The following is a 20,982-nucleotide window of genomic DNA, read 5'->3' on the forward strand; positions in this document are numbered from 1 at the left end:
CTCAGCCGCCGAAGCGGCGCTCGACGTCGGCGCGCGTGGGCATGGCGGTGGCCCCGCCCGGCGACTCGCAGACCAGGCCGGCGACCCGCAGCGCGAACGCCACCGAGTCCACCCAGCCGGCCGGGTCGGCCGGCTCGCCGTCGCGCAGCAGGCCGGCGATCAACGCGGCCATGACCGAGTCACCGGCGCCGGTGGCGTCGACGGCGTCGACCTTCGGGGCCGGCACCCGCACGGGGTCGGCCTCGGCGGCGGCCAGCACCGCGCCGGCCGCGCCGAGCGTCACCACCACCGTGGAGGCCCCCAGCTCCCGCAGGTACGCGGCCACCCCCTCGACCGGCTCACCCGGATACAGCAGCCCGGCATCGGCGCTGCTCAGCTTGACCAGGTGCGCTCCCGCGGCGAACTCCGCCACCACCCGTCGCAGCCCGTCCAGCGCGGCCGGCCCGTCGAGCAGTCGCGGGCGGACGTTCGGGTCGAGGACCCGCAGACCCGTGGCGAGCGACCAGGCCCTGCGGGCGGCGGCCAGCGTGCCCGGCTCGAGCAGCACGATCGAGCCGCAGTAGAGCACGTCGGCGCCCTCGGTCAGCGCCAGGTCCAGGTCGTCCGGGCCGAGCAGCCCGTACGAGGGTGGCTCGCCGTAGAAGCGGAAGTCCGGTTCCGGGCCCGCGTACGTCACCACCGCGAGCGTGGTCGGCACGGGCACCGTGACCGCCCCGGCCAGGCCCACCCCGACCTCGGTCAGGAAGCCGCGGATCCGCCCGCCCAGCGCGTCGTCGCCGAGCGAGCCGACGAACTGCGCCGCCCCGCCGAGGCGGGTCACCCCGACGGCGACGTTGAGCGGGCCACCACCGATGGCCTGCCGGTAGACCCGTTCCCCGTCGAGTTCGCTGTCGAGCAGGTCGACGAGCGCCTCGCCGAGCACCAGCGCGTACCCCATCGGAGTTCCCCTCGTCGTCCGCGGCCGCGACGGCCGTCTGCAACCAGGCTGGCACAGCGCGCGGCCCGGCGAGCGGCGAAGGCCCGGGCCGCGCTCAGCCCGGGTGGTGGATCGGTCCGTCGAGCGCGGCCAGGGGGCGTCCGCTGCCGCCCCAGCGGGCGGCGACGATCTGCGCCGCCACGCTGACCGCGGTCTCCTCGGGGGTACGACCACCGAGGTCCAGCCCGATCGGCGAGGCGAGCCGGTCGAGTTGCTCGGGGGCGAGCCCCGCCTCGCGGAGCAGCTTGTGCCGCTCGTCGTGGGTGCGCCGCGAGCCCATCGCGCCGACGTACGCCAGCGGTTGGCGCAGGGCCAGCTCCAGCAGCGGCACGTCGAACTTCGGATCGTGGGTGAGCACGCAGACGACGGTGCGCCGGTCGACCCGGCCGGCGTCGACCTCGTCCCGCAGGTAGCGGTGCGGCCACTGCACCACCACCTCGTGCGCCTCCGGGAAGCGCCGGCCGGTGGCGAAGACGGGCCGGGCGTCGCAGACGGTCACCCGGTAACCGAGGAACGCGCCGATGCGGGCCACCGCCGCCGCGAAGTCGATCGCCCCGAAGACGATCATCCGGGGCGGGGTCGCGTACGCGGCCACGAACAGGCTCAGGCCGCTGCCCCGGCGCTGCCCCTGGTAGCCGTACCGCAGGACGCCGCTGTGCCCGGCGGCGAGCAGCCCGCGCGCGTCGTCGACCGCGGCGTCGTCCAGCCGGTCGTCGCCGAGCGAGCCCGTCACCTGCCCTGCGGTCAACACCAGCCGACGGCCCAGCCGCCCCGCCGGATCGGCCGACGCCGCGGTGTCGCCCGCGTCGGCGGCCACGCAGGTGACGACCGCGGCCGGTTCGCCGGCCTGCCGCGCGGCGGCGACCACGTCGAGCTGCGCCAGGGCGTCGTCGTCGAACCGTTGGACGAACACGTCCAGCATGCCGCCGCAGGTCAGGCCCACCGCGTACGCCTCGTCGTCGCTGACGCCGTAGTGGACCAACTCCGGTACGCCGGTGTCGAGCACGTGGCGGGCCCGCTCGTAGAGGTCCGCCTCGACGCAGCCGCCGGAGACGCTGCCGGTGACCGACCCGTCGGCAGCGACGAGCATGGCGGCCCCGGGCGGCTGCGGCGCGGATCGCCAGGTGGCGACCACGGTGGCCAGGGCGACCGACTCGCCGGCCCGGCAGCGGCGGTGCAGCTCGTCGAACACGTCGGGCACGCGCTGCCGCCCCCTTCGTCTGCTCGGACGGCCGTCGTCGCCGTAGGAAGGCAGACCATCACTATAGGAGAGAACGGGCGGGGCCGATCGGAGGACGGACAAGCCCGGCATGGGTGCCCGCCGCGATTGACACATCGAGGACCGACTATTGCGCCGGCGACGGGCGGCGTGGTGGGATGACGCGTACCGGGCGGTGCGAGGGCTGCCGCGCCACCGGTTGCCGGGTTGGTTAGACGCGAGGGCACCGGTCCAGGACAGGACCGTCGATGGCGCGTGTCCCCCGGCCGATCTTCTGCCGGGGCGCGCCAGGGTGATCGTCGTATCCGCTTGCGGCGGGGCGGCCCAGGCGGCACGCCTCCCGAGTCAGGAGAACCCGTGAACCGTTCCCGTACGGCCGCAGTGCTCACCGCGGCCCTGACCTTTGCGCTGGGCGCCGTAGCCCTGGCGTCCAGTCCACAACCGGCGGCCGCGCACGGCGCGGCGATGACGCCGGGCAGCCGCACCTACCTCTGCTGGCAGGACGGCATGAGCCAGACCGGCGAGATCAGGCCGAACAACCCGGCCTGTGCCGCCGCCGTGGCGCAGAGCGGCACGAACTCGCTCTACAACTGGTTCAGCGTGCTGCGCTCCGACGCCGGTGGCCGTACCACCGGCTTCATTCCGGACGGTCAGCTGTGCAGCGGTGGCAACACCGGCTACCGGGGCTACGACCTGGCCCGCACCGACTGGCCGCTGACCCACCTGACGTCCGGCGCGCGGTTGGACTTCAAGTACAGCAACTGGGCGCACCACCCGGGCACCTTCTACTTCTACGTGACGAAGGACAGTTGGAGCCCCACCCGCGCGCTGGCCTGGAGTGACCTGGAGGAGCCGTTCCTGACAGTGACCAACCCGCCGCAGCGCGGCGCGGTCGGCACCAACGACGGTCACTACTACTTCAGCGGCAACCTGCCGTCGGGCAAGAGCGGCCGGCACATCATCTACTCCCGCTGGGTGCGTTCGGACTCGCAGGAGAACTTCTTCGGCTGCTCGGACGTGACCTTCGACGGCGGCAGCGGTCAGGTGACCGGTGTGGGTCCGGGCGGGTCGAACCCGACCACCCCGCCGCCCACCACGCCTCCGCCGACCACCCCGCCGCCGACCACCCCGCCGCCGACGACTCCCCCGCCCACCACGCCGCCGCCGACCACCCCGCCGCCGACCACGCCTCCGCCGTCCAGCGGTGACTGCATGGCCGTCTACAAGGTGACCAGCACCTGGCAGGGCGGATTCCAGGGCGAGGTCACGATCATGAACCACGGCAGCACGCCGTTCTCCGGCTGGACCGCGAGCTGGACCTGGCCCAGCGGACAAGTGATCAACCAGGTCTGGAATGCCACCCAGACGACGTCCGGCGCCTCGGTGACCGCGACGAACGTCCAGTACAACGGCACGGTCGCGCCGGAAGGCACGACGTCGTTCGGCTTCCTGGCCAGCAGCACGGGAACGAACAGCCTCCCGACGGTCACCTGCGCCCGTCGCTGAGGTCCCCTGAAATGATCAAGAGGTTTGCGTCATCCGGAGCGCTTCCGATGACGCAAACCTCTTGATCGACAGGGTGGGGTCCGTGGGTCAGCGGACCATGGAGCCGACCACCGGCTTCGTCAGCAGGGCCGACTGGTTGCGCTGGATGCCCGGGTCGAGCGTCTTGGCCACGAAGATGGCGTGCCAGATGCAGAAGATCAGCACCGTCCACACCTTGCGGGAGTGGTCGGCCTCCTCCCGCTTGTGCTCGTCGAGCAGCCGCAGCGCGTACGACAGGTCGAGCAGGTCACCCGCGCCGGAGGTGCTCAGCACGTGCCGGGCCCACTCGTACATCTCGCCGCGCAGCCAGACCCGGGTGGGGGTCGGGAAGCCCAGCTTCTTGCGGTTGACGATCGCCGGCGGGACGACGCCCTGCAACGCCTGGCGCATCGCGTACTTGGTGGCGTCGGAGCGCGGCGGCAGCTTCAAATCGACCGGAATCTTCGCCGCGACGTCGAAGACCTCCCGGTCGAGGAACGGCACCCGCACCTCCAGCGAGTGCGACATCGAGATCCGGTCGGCCTTGACCAGGATGTCGCCGCGCAGCCAGGTGTAGAGGTCGACGTACTGCATCTTGGTGACGTCGTCGAGCTCGGTGCACTCGGCGTAGATCGGGGCGGTGACGTCCGTGTAGCGCACCGAGGGGTCGTAGCGGCGCATCAGGTGCTGCTTCTCCTCCTCGGTGAACATCCGGGCGTTGCCGTAGTAACGCTCCTCGATCGGGGTGGTGCCGCGCTCCAGGAAGCTCTTGCCCTTGACGCCCTGCGGAATCGCCTTGGAGACCGCGCGCAGCCCCTTCTGCACACCGCCGGGCAGACCGTTGACGCTGCCCAGCGACAGCGGCTCCCGGTAGATCGTGTAACCGCCGAAGAACTCGTCCGCGCCCTCGCCGGAGAGCACCACCGTGACGTGCTCGGCGGCCTTCTTCGCCACGAAGTACAGCGGCACCAGCGCCGGGTCCGCCACCGGGTCGTCCAGATGCCAGACGATCTTCGGTAGCGCGTCGATCATGTCCTGCGGACCGATCTTGGTGGGAATGGTGGTGACGTCCAGGTGCCGCGCCGAGTCCTGGGCGACGTCGATCTCGGAGTAGCCCGGGACGTCGTAGCCGACGGTGAACGTCAGGATGTTCGGGTTGAACTCGCGGGCCAGCGCGACCACCGCTGTCGAGTCGATGCCGCTGGACAGAAACGAGCCGACCGGCACGTCGGAGCGCATGTGCATGCGCACGCTCTCGCGCAGCGTCTCCCGGATCTCGTGGTAGAGCTTCTGCTCGTCGTCGACCGGCGCGGGCCGGAACACCGGCCGGTACCACCGCCGCACGTCGATCCGCCCGCCCGGGGTCCAGGTCAGGTACTCCCCCGAGCCGATACGGCTGATGCCCTTGTGCAGCGTGCCGGGCTCCGGCACGTACTGCAGGGTCAGGTAGTGGCTCAGGTTGGCCGCGTCGACGCCCGCGTCGCCCTGGTAGTTGCTGTGCGCGAACGGCAGCAGCGCCTTCTTCTCCGACGCCAGGTAGAGGCCGTCGGCGGTCTCCAGATAGTGCAGCGGCTTGATGCCGAAGTAGTCGCGGCCGCCGAACGCCCGCCGTTCCTGCCGGTCCCAGATGACGAAGGCGAACATGCCGCGCAGCCGGGTGAGCACCTGCTCGCCCCAGTAGTGGTAGCCGGCGACGATCACCTCGCCGTCACCGGCGGTCGCGAACTGCGCCCCGAAGTCCCGGATCAGCTCGTCGCGCAGCTCGATGTAGTTGTAGATCTCACCGTTGAAGGTCAGCAGGTAACGGCCGTTCGCGTAGGGCAGCGGCTCGTGGCTCGACGCGACGTCGATGATGGCGAGCCGCTTGTGGGCGAACACTCCGTCCGCGTACCGGCCGGACGCGTCGCCGACCACCTCGACCCCTGTCTCGTCGGGGCCGCGGTGGTGCAGGCATTCCAATGCTCCGGCGATGTGGTCGCGGTGCGCGGCGGCATTGCCGTTCGCGCTGAAGAAGGCCAGGAGTCCGCACATGGTGGTCATCTTTCCACGCGGTCTGTCGGCCCGTCGCAGCCGTCCGTCGTTCCGGGCCGCTCCCGGCCGCCACCACCGCGAACCGGGCGCGCGGTACCGTCGGGACCAGCCACGAGCGGAAGGGAGCGGCCCCATGACCGAGGAACGCACCGACGGTACGCCGACAGACGGCACGGAATCGCACGATCCGGACTTCCCGGAGGCGTTCCTGTCGTTCATGCGGCAGGGCTGGCGCGACACCGAACTCCCCGTCGCGCCCCGTCCCGAGGTCCCCAACTACGCCAAGCGGCGCGCCGCGCTCTCCGCCGCCTTCCCGGGCGAGACGCTTGTCATCCCGACCGGTGGTGAGAAGGTCCGCGCCAACGACACCACCTACCCGTTCCGGCCGGGCAGCGACTTCGCCTACCTGACCGGTGACCACGACCCGGACAGCGTGCTCGTGGTGCGCCCGAACGGCTCGGGGCACGACGCGACGCTGTACATGCGGCCCCGCTCGTCGCGGGAGACCGACGAGTTCTTCCGCAGCCGACACGGTGAGCTGTGGGTGGGCCGGCGACACACCCTCGGCGAGAAGTCCACCGAGCTGGACCTGCCCACCGCCGACCTGACCGGCCTGGAGGCGGCGCTGGCCGACCTGGCGCCGGCGCGTACCCGGGTGTTGCGCGGTTTCGACGCCCAGGTGGACGCGGCCGTGCGGTCCTACGACGGACCCCGCGACGAGGGCCAGCCGGCCCGCGACCGGGAGCTGGCCATCGCCCTCTCGGAGCTGAAGCTGGTCAAGGACGAGTGGGAGATCGCCCAGCTCCAGGACGCGATCGACGCCACCGTGCGCGGCTTCGAAGACGTGGCCCGCGTCCTGCCGGCCGACCGGGCCGTCTCCGAGCGGCTGCTGGAGGGCATCTTCGCCCTGCGCGCCCGCCACGACGGCAACGACGTGGGGTACGGCTCGATCGTCGGCGCCGGCGAGCACGCCACGATCCTGCACTGGGTGCACAACCACGGCGCCACCCGTCCGGGTGACCTGCTGCTGATGGACATGGGGGTCGAGGGGCGCAACCTCTACACCGCCGACGTGACCCGGGTGCTGCCGGTGAACGGCCGGTTCACCGCCCTGCAACGCCAGGTCTACGACATCGTGTACGCCTCGCAGCAGGCCGGCATCGACGCCATCCGCCCGGGCGTGAAGTTCAGGGACGTCCACCTGACCTGCATGCGGGTGCTCGCCGAGGGCCTGGCCGAGCTGGGCCTGCTGCCGGTGAGCGTCGACGAGGCCATGGACGAGAAGTCCTCGGTCTACCGGCGCTGGACGCTGCACGGCTTCGGTCACATGCTCGGCATCGACGTGCACGACTGCTCGAACGCCCGTAAGGAGACGTACCGCGACGGCGCCCTGGGCGAGGGCTACGTGCTCACCGTCGAGCCGGGGCTCTACTTCCAACCCGAGGACGAGCTGGTCCCGGCGGAGCTACGCGGCATTGGCATCCGGATCGAGGACGACATGCTGGTCACGGCGACCGGCGCGGTGAACCTGTCGGCGGGCCTGCCACGCACCTCCGACGACGTGGAGACCTGGCTGGCCGAGCAGCGCGAGGCCGGCCCCCGCCTGCCCGCCTGACCCGCGCGCGACACCCTGGCTCGGGCCGGACGCTCTGGCGTCCGGCCCGGCCCCATTTCCGGCCGCCCGTGGCACGTCTGTCCACCGCCAGATCGCCGACCTTGCGGTATTTAGCCGCCCGGATACAGCGACATCGGCGCAGCGGTGTGGATCATGCGACGACGAGCGCCCCTCGCCCGGCCACCCAGGCGCGCCTCGGGTGGCCGTTTGGGCTGCCTACATCCCTTCCTGCCGACCCGGTCCGTTAGCGGGCGCGTGCCCTAACCTGAGGCATATGCGGGGTTTTTTCGGATACGTCTTCCTCGCGAAGATAGTTCTCATACGGTGGGCATCAGAGGCTACAACCCATTTGTAGCTGGTCGTGGCGCTGCGGGCGGTGCGACCCCGTCTGGTAGCAGGAAGGGCGGAAGGCTCTGATGTCCAACGACGTAACGAGTACCGACGGCGGGGCCTCGACGGCTCCGCCGACACGACGACGACGGGCCCTGTGGGTCGCCGGCGTCGCCGGTTTGACCGGAGTGGTGGGGTTGGCCGCCCTCGGAGGTGTGGCCGCACGGGATGACAAGCCCACCTCCGACCGGGTGTCCGACGCGCAGCCGTCGACGAACCGGCAGAACGTCAGCGACGCTGGGGGTGGGAACGCCGACGACGGCAAGGAGAGCGGCGACGACGACTGGAGCGGCGACGACTGGAGCGGCTTCGATGATCGTGGCGGTAAGGACGACAAGCACGAGGAGAAGGACCGCGCCCGGCAGGTGCCCTGCGACTCGGACAAGCTGATCCAGGCGATCACCTTCGCCAACAGCGGCGACGGCGGCGTCCTGGAACTGGCGAAGGGCTGCACCTACACCCTGACCCGGAACCAGGACGGCAACGGCCTCCCGGTGATCACCGAGCCCATCACGCTCAAGGGTGAGCACACGGTCATCGGCCGCGCGGCCACCGCCGACTACTTCCGCATCCTGAACGTGGGTCCGGGCGGGAACCTCACCCTCAAGGGCCTGAGCATCAGGGGTGGGCAGACCATCCAACGGCCGGTGACGGTGGCGCCGGCCACGGTCTGGGGGCCGTACTCGGCCTCGGTCCGGACCACCACGGCGACAGACGCCGCCGCCCCGGGTAGTGCCGCCACACCGACCGCAGCACCAGCCGCGAAGCCTGCGGCAGCAACCAAGGCGGCCCCACCGAAGGCAGCCAAGGCGGCCACCCCAACGGCAGCGAAGCCGGCGACGACGGCAGCGAAGCCGGCGACAGCCACGGCAGCGACAGCCAAGGCAGCGAAGGCCAAGCCAGCGAAGGCCAAGCCGGCAACGGCAGCAGCGGCCAAGCCGGGAGCAAGCAAGGCGGCCAAGCCGGCAGCGGCAGCCACGACGGCGGCGATCACCAAGGCCCCGACGGCCGGTACGTCGACGGCGGCGGGCGCGGCGGTCGTGCCACTGGTGGAGGAGCCCGGGTTCAACGACGGTGCCGGCGTGCTCGTACAGCCCGGGGGTCGGGCCGAGATCCTGGACAGCGAGTTGCTCTACAACCAGTCCGGCGGCAACGGCGGCGGCTTGGCGAACTTCGGTTCGGCGCGGCTCAGCAAGAGCACCGTGGCGCACAACACCGCGTTCTTCTACGGCGGCGGCATCTTCAACACCGGCGTGCTCCAGGTCGACGAGTCGAAGGTCACGGACAACACGGGGATCGTCGGTGGCGGCGGTATCGCCAACGGTGCGGCCTCGATCGTCACCGAGAGCATCGATGGCGGTGCGGTCTGGGTCTACAGGAGCGAGATCACCGAGAACGAGACGCTCGGTGTCGGTGGCGGCGTCCTGGACGTCGGGGGCACCACGACCCTGCACGACACGAAGGTCACCGACAACACGGCGGTCCTGGACGGCGGCGGCGTTGGCGTGGCCGACGGTCAGCTCACCCTCAAGAACGCCACGGTGGCCAGGAACAGCGCCGGTCGCGAGGGTGGTGGTGTGGCGGTCGTCGCCGACAGCACCGCGACGATCGAGGACACCGCCATCGCGGACAACACCGCAGGGTCCAGCGGCGCAGGCCTCTTCAACGACGAGAGCCGCACGACGCTGCGCGACAGCGAGGTCGTCGGCAACCGGGCCATCGGCCCGTTCGCCCGCGGCGGCGGCATCCTCAACGCCGAGGGGAGCGAGGTCAGGCTCTACCGGACGACGGTGGCGCACAACTTCGCCACCCTCGAGCCGGGGGGCATCTTCAACAGCCTCGGCGGCACGGTCCTGCTGGACGACGAGTCTGCGGTCACTGCCAACCGCCCGACCAACTGTTTCAACGTTCGGGACTGCTTCGCCTGATCGGGTGGGGCTGAACCACATAGAGGGCGCGCCCCTCCGAGCCGGTGACGGCACGGAGGGGCGTACCCATTTCGGCTGGTCAGGGGCGTGATGACCCGGCTGGGGGCCGCGTGCCCGGCCGGGGCCTGAAGGCCACCCGCGGCCCGACATGAACCGAATGTGGGGTTGTTTCGGATACCGCCGCCAGGCGAGGAACATTCTCATACGGTGTTTTTGGGAGCTACAACCGATTTGTAGCAGGGGACGACCGTCTGAGGGCGGCGACCCTGTCTGGTACGAGGAGAGGGCAGAGAGCTCCGATGTCCAACTACCTAACGAACAACGAAGCCTCCGGGCGGGCGACGGCCAAGCGCCGCCGCAAGCTCTGGCTCGCCAGCGGCGTGGCCGGTCTGACGGGCGTGATCAGCATCGCGGCGGTGGGCGTCGCGGGCAGCGCCGGGGCGGTCGGCCTGAACTGGAACACCGCGCAGGTCAGCAAGGACGGCGACCAGCACGGTGACGAGGGTCGCGACCGGGACAAGGACCGGGACAAGGACAAGGACAAGGACCGGGACAAGGACCACGAGCGTGGGAAGGAGGTGCCCTGCGACACCGACAAGCTGATCCAGGCGATCGTGTTCGCCAACAACAAGCACGGTGGTGTGCTGGAACTGGCCAAGGGCTGCACCTACAACCTGAGCCGCAACGACTACCAGGGCAACGGTCTGCCGGTCATCACCGAGCGCATCACCCTGAAGGGCGAGCACACCACGATCGCCCGGGAGGCCACGGCCGACTACTTCCGCATCCTCAACGTCGGCAGCGGTGGGCACCTGACCCTCAAGGGCCTGACCATCAAGGGCGGTCAGACTCTCGAAACGTTGAACGCCGTCGAGCCGGCGGCCGTCTGGGCGTCCTACTCGGACTCCGAGGCGATCGCGGCGCAGGTGAAGGCCGGTGTTCCGCTGGACCAGGCCCTCACCGCGCGTCAGGCGAACCCGAAGGCCGGCCTGAAGGCCGCACCCAAGGTGACGCCGAAGGCCACCACGAAGGCGGCGCCGGGCGTCGTCACGCCGCTCGTCGAGGAGCCGGGTGACACCGACGGCGCGGGCATCCTGGTCCAGCCGGGCGGCACCGCCGAGATCATCGAGTCCGAGGTCGTCCTCAACCAGTCCGGCGGCAACGGCGGCGGTGTGGCCAACTTCGGCACCGCGAAGATCTGGCACAGCACCGTCGCGAGCAACACCGCCTTCTTCTTCGGTGGCGGTGTGTTCAACGCCGGCCTGCTCAAGGTCGAGGAGTCGAAGATCAAGGACAACACCGCCATCATCGGTGGCGGCGGCATCTCCAACGGCGCCGCGGAGATCTTCACCGAGGACGTCGACGGCGGCACGGTCGAGCTCAAGAAGACCGTGATCAGCGACAACGAGACGCTGGGCTTCGGCGGCGGCTACCTCGACATCGAGGGCAACACCACCGCGTACGACACCGAGATCACCTCGAACACGGCGGTCCTCGCCGGTGGTGGTCTGGCGGCGGCGGACAGCCAGCTCAACCTGCACAAGGTGACGGTGGCGAAGAACAGCACCGCCGGGGTCGGTGGCGGTCTCGCCATCGCCTTCGACAGCGCGGTGACCGTCGAGGACAGCTGGATCAAGGAGAACACCGCCGGCTTCTTCGGCGGCGGGGTCTTCAACGCCGGCAGCGTCCTCACGCTGCGGGACACCGAGGTCGTCGGTAACCGGGCCATCGGCCCGATCGGGGTCGGCGGCGGCATCTTCAACATCTTCGGCGAGGTCAACCTGTCGAAGACGAAGGTCGCCAACAACTTCTCGACCTTCGCGCCGGGCGGTGTGTTCACCTTCTTCGGTCAGGTGAACGTGGACGACAAGTCCGCCATCACCGCCAACCGCCCGACGAACTGCCTGGCCATCCCGGGCGGCACCATCGAGAACTGCTTCGCCTGAGCACCAGCGCCACGCACCACGCACCACGCACCACGCACCAACAAGGACCGGCCCCCTTCCGCACGACGCGGGAGGGGGCCGGTCCCCGTTCACCTCTGGACGAACACCCCCACGCTGCGCGCCGGCACCGTGAAGGCACCGGTCGCCCGGTCGAACGACGCTGTCCGCAGCGCCGGGTCGGCCGAGTGCACCAGGACCGGATGCAGCGCCACGTCCGCACCTCGCAGACCGGTCAGGGTCTGCGTCGTCGTTCCCGGGGTGCCGTTGAAGACCACGGTCAGCGACGTCCACGCCCCGCCCAGGCCGCGGGCATCCAGGGTCATGGTCAGCACGCCGGGGGTCTCCGACTCGCCGGAGAGCGGGAACGCCACCCGCTGCTGCACCTGCTCGGCGGTGCCGAGGCCGAACACCGGCGAGGACGCGCGGATGCGCAGCAACTCGGCGTACCGGGCGTCGGTGGTGTCGATCGCCGCGCAGTCGGGCACCAGGGCCGGGTCCGCGAGCAACGGCTTGGCGTACGGCCACTTGTCCTGGTTGTCCTGCGCCGGCGGCAGGCCGACACCGAACCCGTTGCCCCGCTCACAGCCCCAGCGGATCTGGTTGAACCAGTCACCGGAGTTGAACGAGTTGCGGTCCAACGACTTCGACCGCAGCCGTTCCGTCCCGGCGGTGACGAACCCGGTGCCCTGCCCCAGCACCACCGTGCTCAGCGCGAGCACCTGCATCCGGGCACGGTCCGCCGCGCTGGTGGCCTGCGGCAGCTTGTACGCCAGCGCGTCGTACAGGATCTCGTTGTCGTGCGCGTCGACGTAGGTGACGGCCTCGCCCGGCGCGGCGGTGTAGCCGGCCGGGGAACCGTTGTAGTCCACCTGCGCCCCGGTGACCGTGCGGCCCGAGGTGTCGGTGAACCGGTAGTCCCGCAAATTGCCGGTGAGACCCACCTTGACCAGGTCGTGGGCGTGCAGAAGCCGTTCCTTCTGCGCCGTCGCCGACCCGTTCACCGGGTCGCCGTTCGGGTCGGTGTAGAGCCCGGAGGCGAAGCCCTGCACGCGGGGGTTGGCGTCGAACGGCCCGCCGCCGCGCACGGCGTCGCGCAGCCGGTCGTTGAACGTGCCGATGCCGGTACCGGCCATGTTCGCCTGGGTGGCCTGCACGAACCGGGCGTCGTTGGCGACTTCGCCGAAGTTCCAACCCTCGCCGTAGAGCATGATCGCCTTGCCGTCCACGCCGTCGCGGGCGACGGTCAACCGATCCAGCGCGGCTCGGACGGCCAGGATGTTGGCCTTCGGGTGGTGACCCATCAGGTCGAACCGGAAGCCGTCAACCCGGTACTGCCGGGCCCAGGTGACCAGCGAGTCGACGACCAGCTTGCCCATCATCGCGTGCTCGGGGGCGGTGTTGGCGCAGCAGGTGGAGTCGGCCACCGTGCCGTCGTCGAGCAGCCGGTGGTAGTAGCCGGGCACGATCTGGTCGAGCACCGACTTGGCATCGACGCCGGCCGCCGCGGTGTGGTTGTAGACCACGTCCATGACCACCCGCAGGCCGGCGTCGTTCACCCCGGCGACCATGCGGCGGAACTCGGTGGTCCGCGCCGCGCCGACCGGGTCGACGGCGTACCCGCACTCCGGCACGCTGTAGTGCAGCGGGTCGTACCCCCAGTTGTAACCGTCGGTGTCGGCGACCGCCGCGACGCACGCCTGCTGCGCCTCGGAGTCCGGCGGGAGCGCCGCCAGGTCGCAGGCCGGCTCGCGCTGGTCGGTCCGCTTCTCGGGGATCGTGGCGAAGTCGAACGCCGGCAGCAGGTGCAGGTGGGTCACCCCCGCGTCGCCGAGCGCGCGCAGGTGCGTCATGCCGGCGGTTCCCGGGTCGGTGAACGCCAGGAAGGTGCCCCGCCGCTGCGCCGGCACGGTGTCGTCGGCGATGGAGAAGTCCCGCACCGACAGCTCGGAGATCTGCGCCTTCGACGCCGGCACGGCGGCCGGCTTGCGCAGCGTGCGCCACCCCGGCGGAGCCAGCGCCGGGTCGTCCAGGTCGACGAGCTGGCTGTGCGTGGAGTCCGGGGCGAGGGCCACCGAGTACGGGTCGGTGACCGACGCGGTGACCATCCGCTGCGCCGCCGGCTGCCACGCCTGCACCTGGTAGCGGTAGTACTTCCCCGTCCAGGCGTGGTTGCCGCGTACCGACCAGACCCCGGTGCGGTCGTCGCGGCGCATCGGCACCGTCGTCGGCACGGCCGTGGGCGAGTCGAACAGTTGCAGCGTCACGGTTCGGGCGGTCGGCGCCCAGAGCGCGAGGCTCGGCGTCCGCCCGGCGTAGGTCGGCCCGAGCGTGACCCGGGTGGCCCGCGAGTACACGTCGTCGAGCGCGCCGGGGATCTGCACGCCGGTCGCGGCGAGCAGCTTTCCCTGGGCGTCGCGCTCGGTGACCAGCACCTGCCCGCGCAGCGCCGCCGGCACCTTCGCCAGGTCACCCCGGTCGAGCGTGAAGGCCCGATGGGACCACAGGTGCGGGAACGCCGCGCGCTGGGCCTCCGTGAGCCCGTTGCGCTGCGCGCGCAACGGCAGACTGGTGTACGTCCCGGACAGCTCGCCGTCGACGACGCTCACCCCGCCGGCCGGGGCGGCCACCAGGGCGTACACCCGGCCGTCGGTCGGTGGGGTCTGCCAGGCGATCGTCGACCGGTCGATCCAGTGCGCCCGCTGCCTGCCGATGTCGGTGTCCCCGCCTGCGCTGGTCGCGGTCGACGGGAGCAGCCGCCCCGGGGTGGCGGCGAGCAGCCACACCTCACGGCCGGCGCTGGCGACGTCGAGCCGCTGGTCGTCGGGGAGATCCTTGGTGTCGCCCCGGTGGATGATGTAGTTCAGCCCGGTGGCCCCGGCCGCCAGCGGCACCCGGAACACCGCGCCGTACGCGTCGATGGACGTCGGCGCGAGCGGGGTGGCCCACTCGGTCGGGTTGGCCGCGCCGTCCCACACGTGCAGGCCCCACCCGTCGTAGTTGCCGTCGGCCCGGCGGTAGTGGATGACAGCGGTGCCCTCCTCGACCGGCGGGTCCGGTTGACCGGTGGCCGCCTGCCGGCTCGGGTAGATCGCCGGGTCGCCCTGTTTGAGCCAGACCTCACCGGTGGCCGTCACGTCGATGCTGCGGTCCTGGGCGACGTCCTTGGTGCCACCGGAGTCGACCACCACGAAGCCCACGGACTTCGCACCGGGCTTGAGCTTCACCCAGGCGAACCGCCCGTAGGAGTCCTCCCCGGCGAACGGTTGCCCCTCGGGCCACTCCGTGACGTACGCCGGGTCGATGTCACCCCAGGCGTACAGCCCCCAGTCGTCGTACCCCCCGGCCGGACGCTGGTAGTGCACGACCGCCCACTCCCGGGACCCGCCCAGCTCGGGCGTGCCGACGACGGCGACGGACCGGGCCGTGGCGGTGCGGCCCCGGCCGTCGCGGACCACCGCCCGGTACTCGATCCGGGTGCCGCCGGCCAGCCCGTCCAGGTCGTGGTGCACGGTGTACGGCGCGTGGTCGGCGCTGCCCAGCAGCGTCCACCGGCCGCCGCCGACCCGCGCGGCCACGGTGACGGTGGCCAGCGGGTCGCCGGTCACCTGCGCGGTGACCGTGGCGCGGGTGGCCACCGACGCGTCCGGCGCGGGCGTGGTGAGGCTGATGGTCGGCGTGCCGGTCGGCCGGGCGACGGCGGTGCCCGCGCGGTACGCGGCCGCCGACAGCGGTGGCACGGTCAGCGTCAGCTTTCCGTCGCCGCCGGCCTTCGCACCGGCCGAGGAGCCGTAGATGCCGGTGAAGGTGGCGCCGGCCGACCAGGTGTCCACGGTGACAGTCTGCGGGGTCCCGGTGTTGTTCACCGCGACGATGTACTCGGTGCGGTCCCCGGGCGCGATCCGGGAGGCGGCGAACACGCCGGGACCGTCGGCGGCGTACCGGGTGACCTGGATGCCGTCGCGCAGCGCGGGGTGCGCCTGGCGGAGCCGGCCCAGTTCGGCGATCGTCCGGTACAGCGGGTGGGCGGTGTCGAACTGGTCGCTGGCGTGGGTGCGGTCGGTGCCGAGCAGGTCGTCGTCGAGGTAGTCGGGAACCTTCGACGCGAACATGTCCTGCCGGGCGTCCTTGTCCCCGCCGGGGCCGGTGAAGCCCTGCTCGTCGCCGGAGTAGACCACCGGCTGGCCGCGGGTCAGGAACATGAGCTGGTGGGCGAGCTGATCGCGGCGCAGGTGACTGGCGGGATCGGTGCCGCCGCCGGCGATGAACGAGCCGATCCGACCCATGTCGTGGTTGCCGAGGAAGGTGGGCAGCCGACCCGCGTCGGTGTCCCGGGCGGCGTAGAGGTCGTCGCGGGCGTACACGTCGGCAAGCGCCTTCGCCGAGCCGGCGCCCGCCGTGTAGCCCCGCGCGGCCTCCTGGAACGGGAAGTCGATGGTGGCCGGCAGGCCGCCGCGCCGCACGTACCTCGACGTGACCTCCGGATCGGCGCTGTACACCTCGCCGAACAGGAAGAAGTCCTTCTTGCCGGCCTTCTCGGCGGCGCGCTCGACGCCCCGGGTGAACTGCGGCCAGAAGTCCATGTCGACGTGCTTGACGGTGTCCAGCCGGAACCCGTTGACGCCTGTCGCGCCGATCCAGTCGCCGTACGCCCTGGTCATGCCCTGGACCACCGCGGGCCGCTCGGTCCACAGGTCGTCGAGGCCGAAGAAGTCGCCGTACTCGCTGTTCTCACCGGCGAAGGTCGAGTCGCCCCGGTTGTGGTACATGCTCGGGTCGTTGAGCCAGGCCGGCACCTTCACGGTGGCGTCGCCCGGCTCCGGAAAGACCGGCGTGTACGGGCCGGCGGTGCTGTCGACCCTCGGGAAGTCACGGCTGCCGTCGGCGTAGTTGCGGTCCTCGAAGGCCCGCCCCTGCGCGTCCGTGTACGGCGAGGTGGCCTTGTCCACGTACGCGTAGCGGTCCTCGGCGTACCTGATGACGTCGGCGGTGTGGTTGACCACGACGTCGAGATAGACCTTGATGCCCCGCCGGTGCGCCAGCGTGACCAACTCCTTGAGCTGGGCGTTCGTGCCGAAGTGCGGGTCGACCTGAGTGAAGTCGGTGATCCAGTAGCCGTGGTAGCCGGCGGAGACGTCGTCCCCCTCGCCCTGCACGGGGCGGTTCTTGAAGATCGGGGCGAGCCAGATGGCGGTGGTACCCAGACCCTGGATGTAGGACAGCTTGTCGATAACGCCCTTGAGATCACCACCGTGGTAGAAGCCCTTGTCGGTCGGATCGAGCCCGGTGCGCAGCCGGTCACCGGTGAGCGCGCCGGTGTCGTTGCGCCGATCGCCGTTGGCGAACCGGTCCGGCAGGACGAAGTAGAACTGCTCGGCACGCGCGGTGTCGGTGCCCGCGGCCAGCAGCGCCTCGGCGGTGGGCGCGTCGCGCCACTGCACGGCACCGGCCTCGGCCAGCCTGTCGGCGCTGGACGGACGGGGGTCGGCGTCGAGGGCACGCGCGGAGACCGGCGCACCGACGAGGGTGGACGTGAGCAGGCAGGCGAGCGCGAGCAGGGCGGTACGCGGGATCGACGGGGGTCTCATCGACGGCCTTCCTCTGGTCGTGATGGCCGCACGCTAATCCTTGCCGCAACGATCTGCAATACCTTGCAAACACAGTCGAAACAGAGCAGCATCCTTGCGGAAGCACCGCTCAGAAACCGCTACAGCGCACCCCGTCGACCGTGCACCCCCGCGGTGTCGTGGACGCCCGCTCCAGGTGGAACCGCAACGCCACCGACCCGCCGGCCGGCACGTCCACCCCACTGACATAGCTGAAGCCGCCGTCGACCTGCCGCACCGTCCCCTGTGGCACCCCCTCCACCCAGGTCGTCACCAGTCGACCACCGGTGAAGTCGAACCGCACCGTCCAGCCACGGTCCACACCCGAGGAGTTGACGACCAACACCTCGCCGGTGAAACCCCCGTCGAAGCTCTGCACCACCCGGTAGCGGCCACTCACCGCCGGTGGCCGCTGCGGGGCCCGGGTCGACGGCCGCGCCGACGCCGCCGCCCCCGTCGGGCTCACCGCCGGCGGGCTTGACATCACCGGCGTGCTCGGAGGCGAGCCGCTGGCCCGTGGCGACAACCCGGGCAGCAGCGCCGAGTTCTCCGGCAGCGGCGTCGGCGACAGCTCGTACGGCGACACCGGCACCGGCGGCAACGGCAGGCCCGCAGGTGGCGGCCCGTCGTCCGGCGCCGGGCTACGCCCCCGGTACGCGCCCAGGGCCACGAAGAGCAGGACCACCATCACGACAACGCCGGCAAACACCACGATCCACGGCGACGAGGCGATGGCCGCCGGACCGTGCGACGGTCGCGGGGCACGACGCAAGCCGGACATGTACCTCCCTCAGCGGGCCGTCCGGGCAGCCTAGCGATCGACGGCTCACGCTGAAAGCGCGCGCGGCACACCCGACGCCCGGTCAGCCGAACCGGCAGTCGACCCCGTTGACAGTGCACCGCAGCGGACGCGCCGCGGAGCCGTCCCAACCCAGCCGCAGGCGCACCGTCGCCGTGTCACCTGGACCCAGCGACGCCCCGCCGCTGAGCACGAAACCGCCGTCACCCTGGGCCGACACCGAGATTCCCGCCGCACCACTCACCCGCAGGCCGCGCATGTCGCCTTCGAACGCCAACTCCACCCGCCAGTCCGCCGACCGCTGCGACTCGTTGGTCACCGCCAAGGTGGCGTCGGTCGCGTTCCAACCGTCCGTACCGACCTGGTAACGAGCCGACACCGCACCGTCGTCCGCCGTCGCCAGCGTCCCGGCACTCGACTTGGCCGGCGACGGCGACCGGGTCGTGGCACGCGGCGACGGCGTCCGGCTGCTGCGCGACGCGCGCGGCGAGGCCGTCCGCCGCTCCAACCCACCCGGCGTCGGCGCAGACGACGCCGCGGCCGGCGTCGTCGGCAGGAACACCGGCGGCGCCGCCTGCGGCGAGCTGTCCCGCTCCCGGGTACGGAACGACAGCAGCGCGACCACCAAGAGCACCGCCAGCGCGCAGACGCCCACCAGCACCACGATCCACGGCAGCGACACCACGACCCGCGCCGTCCGCGGACCTCCCGCGCCGTCCGGCCCCACCGCCATCAGGTCTCCCCTCGTCCCACCGACGCGACAGCGTAGCCAGCGCCGGCCCGACCGGGAACCGGGCGGGTACGGATCGGACCGACCGGCCACCCTGGCGCGGAAAACGGCTCGGCCGCCTCGACGGTACGCGGGCGGTCAGGCCGTCCGGACGACCGTGCAGATGAGCGGACCCTCAGCCGACGTACGCAGCAGATAGCGGTACCGCTCCCCCGGCACCGAACGCCCCTGACTGTCCAGGAACTCCCACTCCACCGACACCAGGGTCAGCAGCGCGGAGACCGGCTGCACGTCCTCGATCCGGGCGTGCGCGGCGATCAACTCCCGGTCCTGGTAGTCGGGCGCGGCGCCCACGAAGGACAGCGCGACCGCCGCCAACGAGGTGAACGAGAAGCTGTACGCGTCCGCCACCACCAGCCCGGGCAGGGCGTAACAGCCGCCGAGGGACGGCAGGTCGCCCGAGGTCAACGCGGCGCCGTACCGATCGAAGAAACCGGTCAGCGTGTCGAGATCCGTGGAGGCGTTCACGGCGACAGCAATTGCCGCTCACCGGGTGGGCCAAACCTCAGCGGGGCGGAACCCGCACCTCGATCTCCGTACCCAACCGGGCGCCACCGGCCAACCCCAGGTCGTCACCACTCCAGAACCGCCCCGGGTCGTACCAGTTCGGACGCTTACCGGCCGGCAGCAGCCCCATCGCCTCGTAGGTCACGGCCACGACCTCGGCGCAGTACGCCGTCTCCAACGCCCGGTCCCGCGCGGCCGCGCTGGTCGGAGCGGCACGTGTCCCCCGCTCGGCCCCGGTGCCCGCAGTGCCCGGGCCGTCGACCCCGGAGGTGGGGGTGTCCGACACGGCGGAAGCAGCGGGGTCGACCCAGGCCGCCTGGGCGGCCCGCGATACGGCTCGGAGTGCCGCCCGGCCAGGACCCGGCATCGACGGCACCCGACCGCGCACCCACCGCCACGCCAACTGGGCGGTCGACGGAAACGGCGTACCGTCCAACCGCGCCACGGTACGCAACACCGCGCGCTCCATCTCGCCCTCGGCCGGCGGGTCGAGCTGCCGCAGCCAGGCCCGCTGACCGTACCGGTTGGCCCACACGCACACCGCGTCCCGCAGGTCGTGCAGCTGCACACCACGCTGGTGCGTGCCCGACCACAGATCCGGCAGCGACTTGCCCAGCTCGGCGTGCCACATCAACGGCGGCATGTCGTCCAGCACCACCGCCATCCCGACGTGGTTGACCGGACTGTTCGTGGTGAACTGGATCGCCCGGTCCGGCGCGCTACGACCCCGGAACACCCACACGTCGCCGGTGCGGGTCAACTCGACGGCCTCATCCAGGCTGATGCTCATGGGGGACTAGCCTAGGCCGATGCGGCAACCAATGCGGTGGTGGAAGATCCTCGGCCTCGCCGGCCTCGCCGGGGTGGCAGCGTCCGGTGTGGTCATCGCCCGAGCCGAGCGACGCCGGCGCGCGTACACGCCGGAGGAGATCCGGCAGCGGCTGCTGGAGCGTCACGCCCAGGCCAGCGAGGCAGCGGACTCCGCCTGACCACCCGCGGCTCAACCTCCCGTGTGGCCAGTCAACAGACAGCGGCCACGGGTGAGCCCAGCCGACGCACCCCGCCACGTCGGGGACGTCGGCGCGGAACGTGACGTCGGGCATGATCGTGCTCGATCCGGGACGTAGTGGCCTCGCCCGCACACCGAGGGGCCTCTTTCCTGGATCTAGCGCGATCATGGGTGGCCAGGTGCATTTTGGGTGATTTGGGAGTTTCATCCCGTGACCGGTGGCACCCTGGCGGCGGAATCGCGGGCCGGGCGGGGTCGTTATACCTGGCATGCCGCCGCGCCCGTCGGGCTGGCGGCGCAGGGCAGCGGCCGGGAACACCCGCCGGGTCGGCGTCGTTACATCCCCCGCACCGCCGAGCAGCACCGGCCAGCCCCGGTCCGCAAGCCCTTCAGGCGCGGCGGAATGATCCGCCACCACAGGCCGTTGGACCACCCCTCCGGAGACACGCCCTGTGCAGGCCCCGTCGGGTCGCCGGGCCCTGTCTCGGATGAACTTCCGCTTCGACACACCGCCCCCGTTCGTGTGTCGTCGTGTTTTCCCCCGACTTTCGCAGAGGAGCACGCTGTTATGCGTACCGATCTGATTCGTAGGACTGCTCTGACCGCTGCTGGTCTCGCGTTCACCGGTGGGGCTGTCGCCGGTCC

General features: G+C 71.4%; 13 protein-coding genes. 5 read left to right on the top strand and 8 right to left on the bottom strand.

All coding sequences use genetic code 11. From position 1 onward, the window contains the following. Position 1 precedes the first annotated feature (1 nt). Positions 2–937, bottom strand: a complete 936-nt coding sequence (locus ABZV06_RS13480) for a PfkB family carbohydrate kinase (RefSeq protein WP_355621226.1) — start codon at positions 935–937, stop codon at positions 2–4. A gap of 94 nt (positions 938–1,031) precedes the next feature. Next, complete coding sequence (locus tag ABZV06_RS13485; RefSeq protein WP_355621229.1) at positions 1,032–2,177, bottom strand: XdhC family protein; 1,146 nt, start codon at positions 2,175–2,177, stop codon at positions 1,032–1,034. 375 nt (positions 2,178–2,552) lie between these two features. Between ABZV06_RS13485 and ABZV06_RS13490 the strand changes: the two genes are divergently transcribed. Beyond that, a complete protein-coding gene (locus tag ABZV06_RS13490; RefSeq protein WP_355245642.1) occupies positions 2,553–3,701 on the top strand; it encodes a lytic polysaccharide monooxygenase in 1,149 nt (382 codons plus the stop codon). Positions 3,702–3,788: 87 nt separating this feature from the next. Here the strand turns inward: ABZV06_RS13490 and asnB are convergent, their stop codons facing one another. After that, positions 3,789–5,750 (bottom strand): asparagine synthase (glutamine-hydrolyzing), encoded by a 1,962-nt coding sequence (gene asnB, locus ABZV06_RS13495; RefSeq protein ID WP_355245640.1) that lies wholly within the window; start codon positions 5,748–5,750, stop codon positions 3,789–3,791. A 133-nt stretch (positions 5,751–5,883) separates the two neighbouring features. Between asnB and ABZV06_RS13500 the strand changes: the two genes are divergently transcribed. The 3 genes from ABZV06_RS13500 to ABZV06_RS13510 all read left to right on the top strand — a co-directional run bounded on the left by ABZV06_RS13500 (position 5,884) and on the right by ABZV06_RS13510 (position 11,629). Then, positions 5,884–7,365 carry an aminopeptidase P family protein gene (locus ABZV06_RS13500; RefSeq protein ID WP_355621232.1) on the top strand — a complete coding sequence of 494 codons (1,482 nt, stop codon included), beginning with the start codon at positions 5,884–5,886 and terminating at the stop codon, positions 7,363–7,365. Between the two features lie 416 nt (positions 7,366–7,781). Further along, positions 7,782–9,683 (top strand): hypothetical protein, encoded by a 1,902-nt coding sequence (locus ABZV06_RS13505; protein ID WP_355621235.1) that lies wholly within the window; start codon positions 7,782–7,784, stop codon positions 9,681–9,683. Between the two features lie 299 nt (positions 9,684–9,982). After that, positions 9,983–11,629, top strand: coding sequence for a hypothetical protein (locus ABZV06_RS13510; protein WP_355245631.1), 1,647 nt, complete (start codon positions 9,983–9,985; stop codon positions 11,627–11,629). A gap of 89 nt (positions 11,630–11,718) precedes the next feature. Here the strand turns inward: ABZV06_RS13510 and pulA are convergent, their stop codons facing one another. The 5 genes from pulA to ABZV06_RS13535 all read right to left on the bottom strand — a co-directional run bounded on the left by pulA (position 11,719) and on the right by ABZV06_RS13535 (position 20,118). After that, on the bottom strand, positions 11,719–17,214 hold the full coding sequence (pulA, locus tag ABZV06_RS13515; protein ID WP_355621238.1) for a pullulanase-type alpha-1,6-glucosidase: 5,496 nt from the start codon (positions 17,212–17,214) through the stop codon (positions 11,719–11,721). A 109-nt stretch (positions 17,215–17,323) separates the two neighbouring features. Then, positions 17,324–18,013: a cellulose binding domain-containing protein gene (locus tag ABZV06_RS13520; protein ID WP_355621241.1), complete on the bottom strand. Its 690-nt coding sequence runs from the start codon at positions 18,011–18,013 to the stop codon at positions 17,324–17,326. An 82-nt stretch (positions 18,014–18,095) separates the two neighbouring features. Further along, complete coding sequence (locus ABZV06_RS13525) at positions 18,096–18,764, bottom strand: hypothetical protein (protein ID WP_355245622.1); 669 nt, start codon at positions 18,762–18,764, stop codon at positions 18,096–18,098. A gap of 135 nt (positions 18,765–18,899) precedes the next feature. Then, positions 18,900–19,289: a hypothetical protein gene (locus tag ABZV06_RS13530; RefSeq protein WP_355245620.1), complete on the bottom strand. Its 390-nt coding sequence runs from the start codon at positions 19,287–19,289 to the stop codon at positions 18,900–18,902. Between the two features lie 37 nt (positions 19,290–19,326). After that, complete coding sequence (locus ABZV06_RS13535) at positions 19,327–20,118, bottom strand: hypothetical protein (protein ID WP_355621244.1); 792 nt, start codon at positions 20,116–20,118, stop codon at positions 19,327–19,329. Positions 20,119–20,137: 19 nt separating this feature from the next. Here ABZV06_RS13535 and ABZV06_RS13540 point away from each other — a divergent pair, with 19 nt between their 5' ends. Beyond that, positions 20,138–20,317 (top strand): hypothetical protein, encoded by a 180-nt coding sequence (locus ABZV06_RS13540; protein ID WP_355245807.1) that lies wholly within the window; start codon positions 20,138–20,140, stop codon positions 20,315–20,317. Positions 20,318–20,982: the final 665 nt, after the last annotated feature.

The organism is Micromonospora sp. NPDC005172, assembly GCF_040608555.1.
Classification (GTDB): domain Bacteria; phylum Actinomycetota; class Actinomycetes; order Mycobacteriales; family Micromonosporaceae; genus Micromonospora.

Bases quoted from the DNA above. Each gene is read 5' to 3' on its own strand.
- ABZV06_RS13480 (WP_355621226.1), bottom strand. From the start codon at position 937: ATGGGGTACGCGCTGGTGCTCGGCGAGGCGCTCGTCGACCTGCTCGAC.
- asnB (WP_355245640.1), bottom strand. From the start codon at position 5,750: ATGTGCGGACTCCTGGCCTTCTTCAGCGCGAACGGCAATGCCGCCGCG.
- ABZV06_RS13500 (WP_355621232.1), top strand. From the start codon at position 5,884: ATGACCGAGGAACGCACCGACGGTACGCCGACAGACGGCACGGAATCG.
- ABZV06_RS13505 (WP_355621235.1), top strand. From the start codon at position 7,782: ATGTCCAACGACGTAACGAGTACCGACGGCGGGGCCTCGACGGCTCCG.
- ABZV06_RS13510 (WP_355245631.1), top strand. From the start codon at position 9,983: ATGTCCAACTACCTAACGAACAACGAAGCCTCCGGGCGGGCGACGGCC.
- pulA (WP_355621238.1), bottom strand. From the start codon at position 17,214: ATGAGACCCCCGTCGATCCCGCGTACCGCCCTGCTCGCGCTCGCCTGC.
- ABZV06_RS13520 (WP_355621241.1), bottom strand. From the start codon at position 18,013: ATGTCCGGCTTGCGTCGTGCCCCGCGACCGTCGCACGGTCCGGCGGCC.
- ABZV06_RS13525 (WP_355245622.1), bottom strand. From the start codon at position 18,764: ATGGCGGTGGGGCCGGACGGCGCGGGAGGTCCGCGGACGGCGCGGGTC.
- ABZV06_RS13535 (WP_355621244.1), bottom strand. From the start codon at position 20,118: ATGAGCATCAGCCTGGATGAGGCCGTCGAGTTGACCCGCACCGGCGAC.
- ABZV06_RS13540 (WP_355245807.1), top strand. From the start codon at position 20,138: ATGCGGCAACCAATGCGGTGGTGGAAGATCCTCGGCCTCGCCGGCCTC.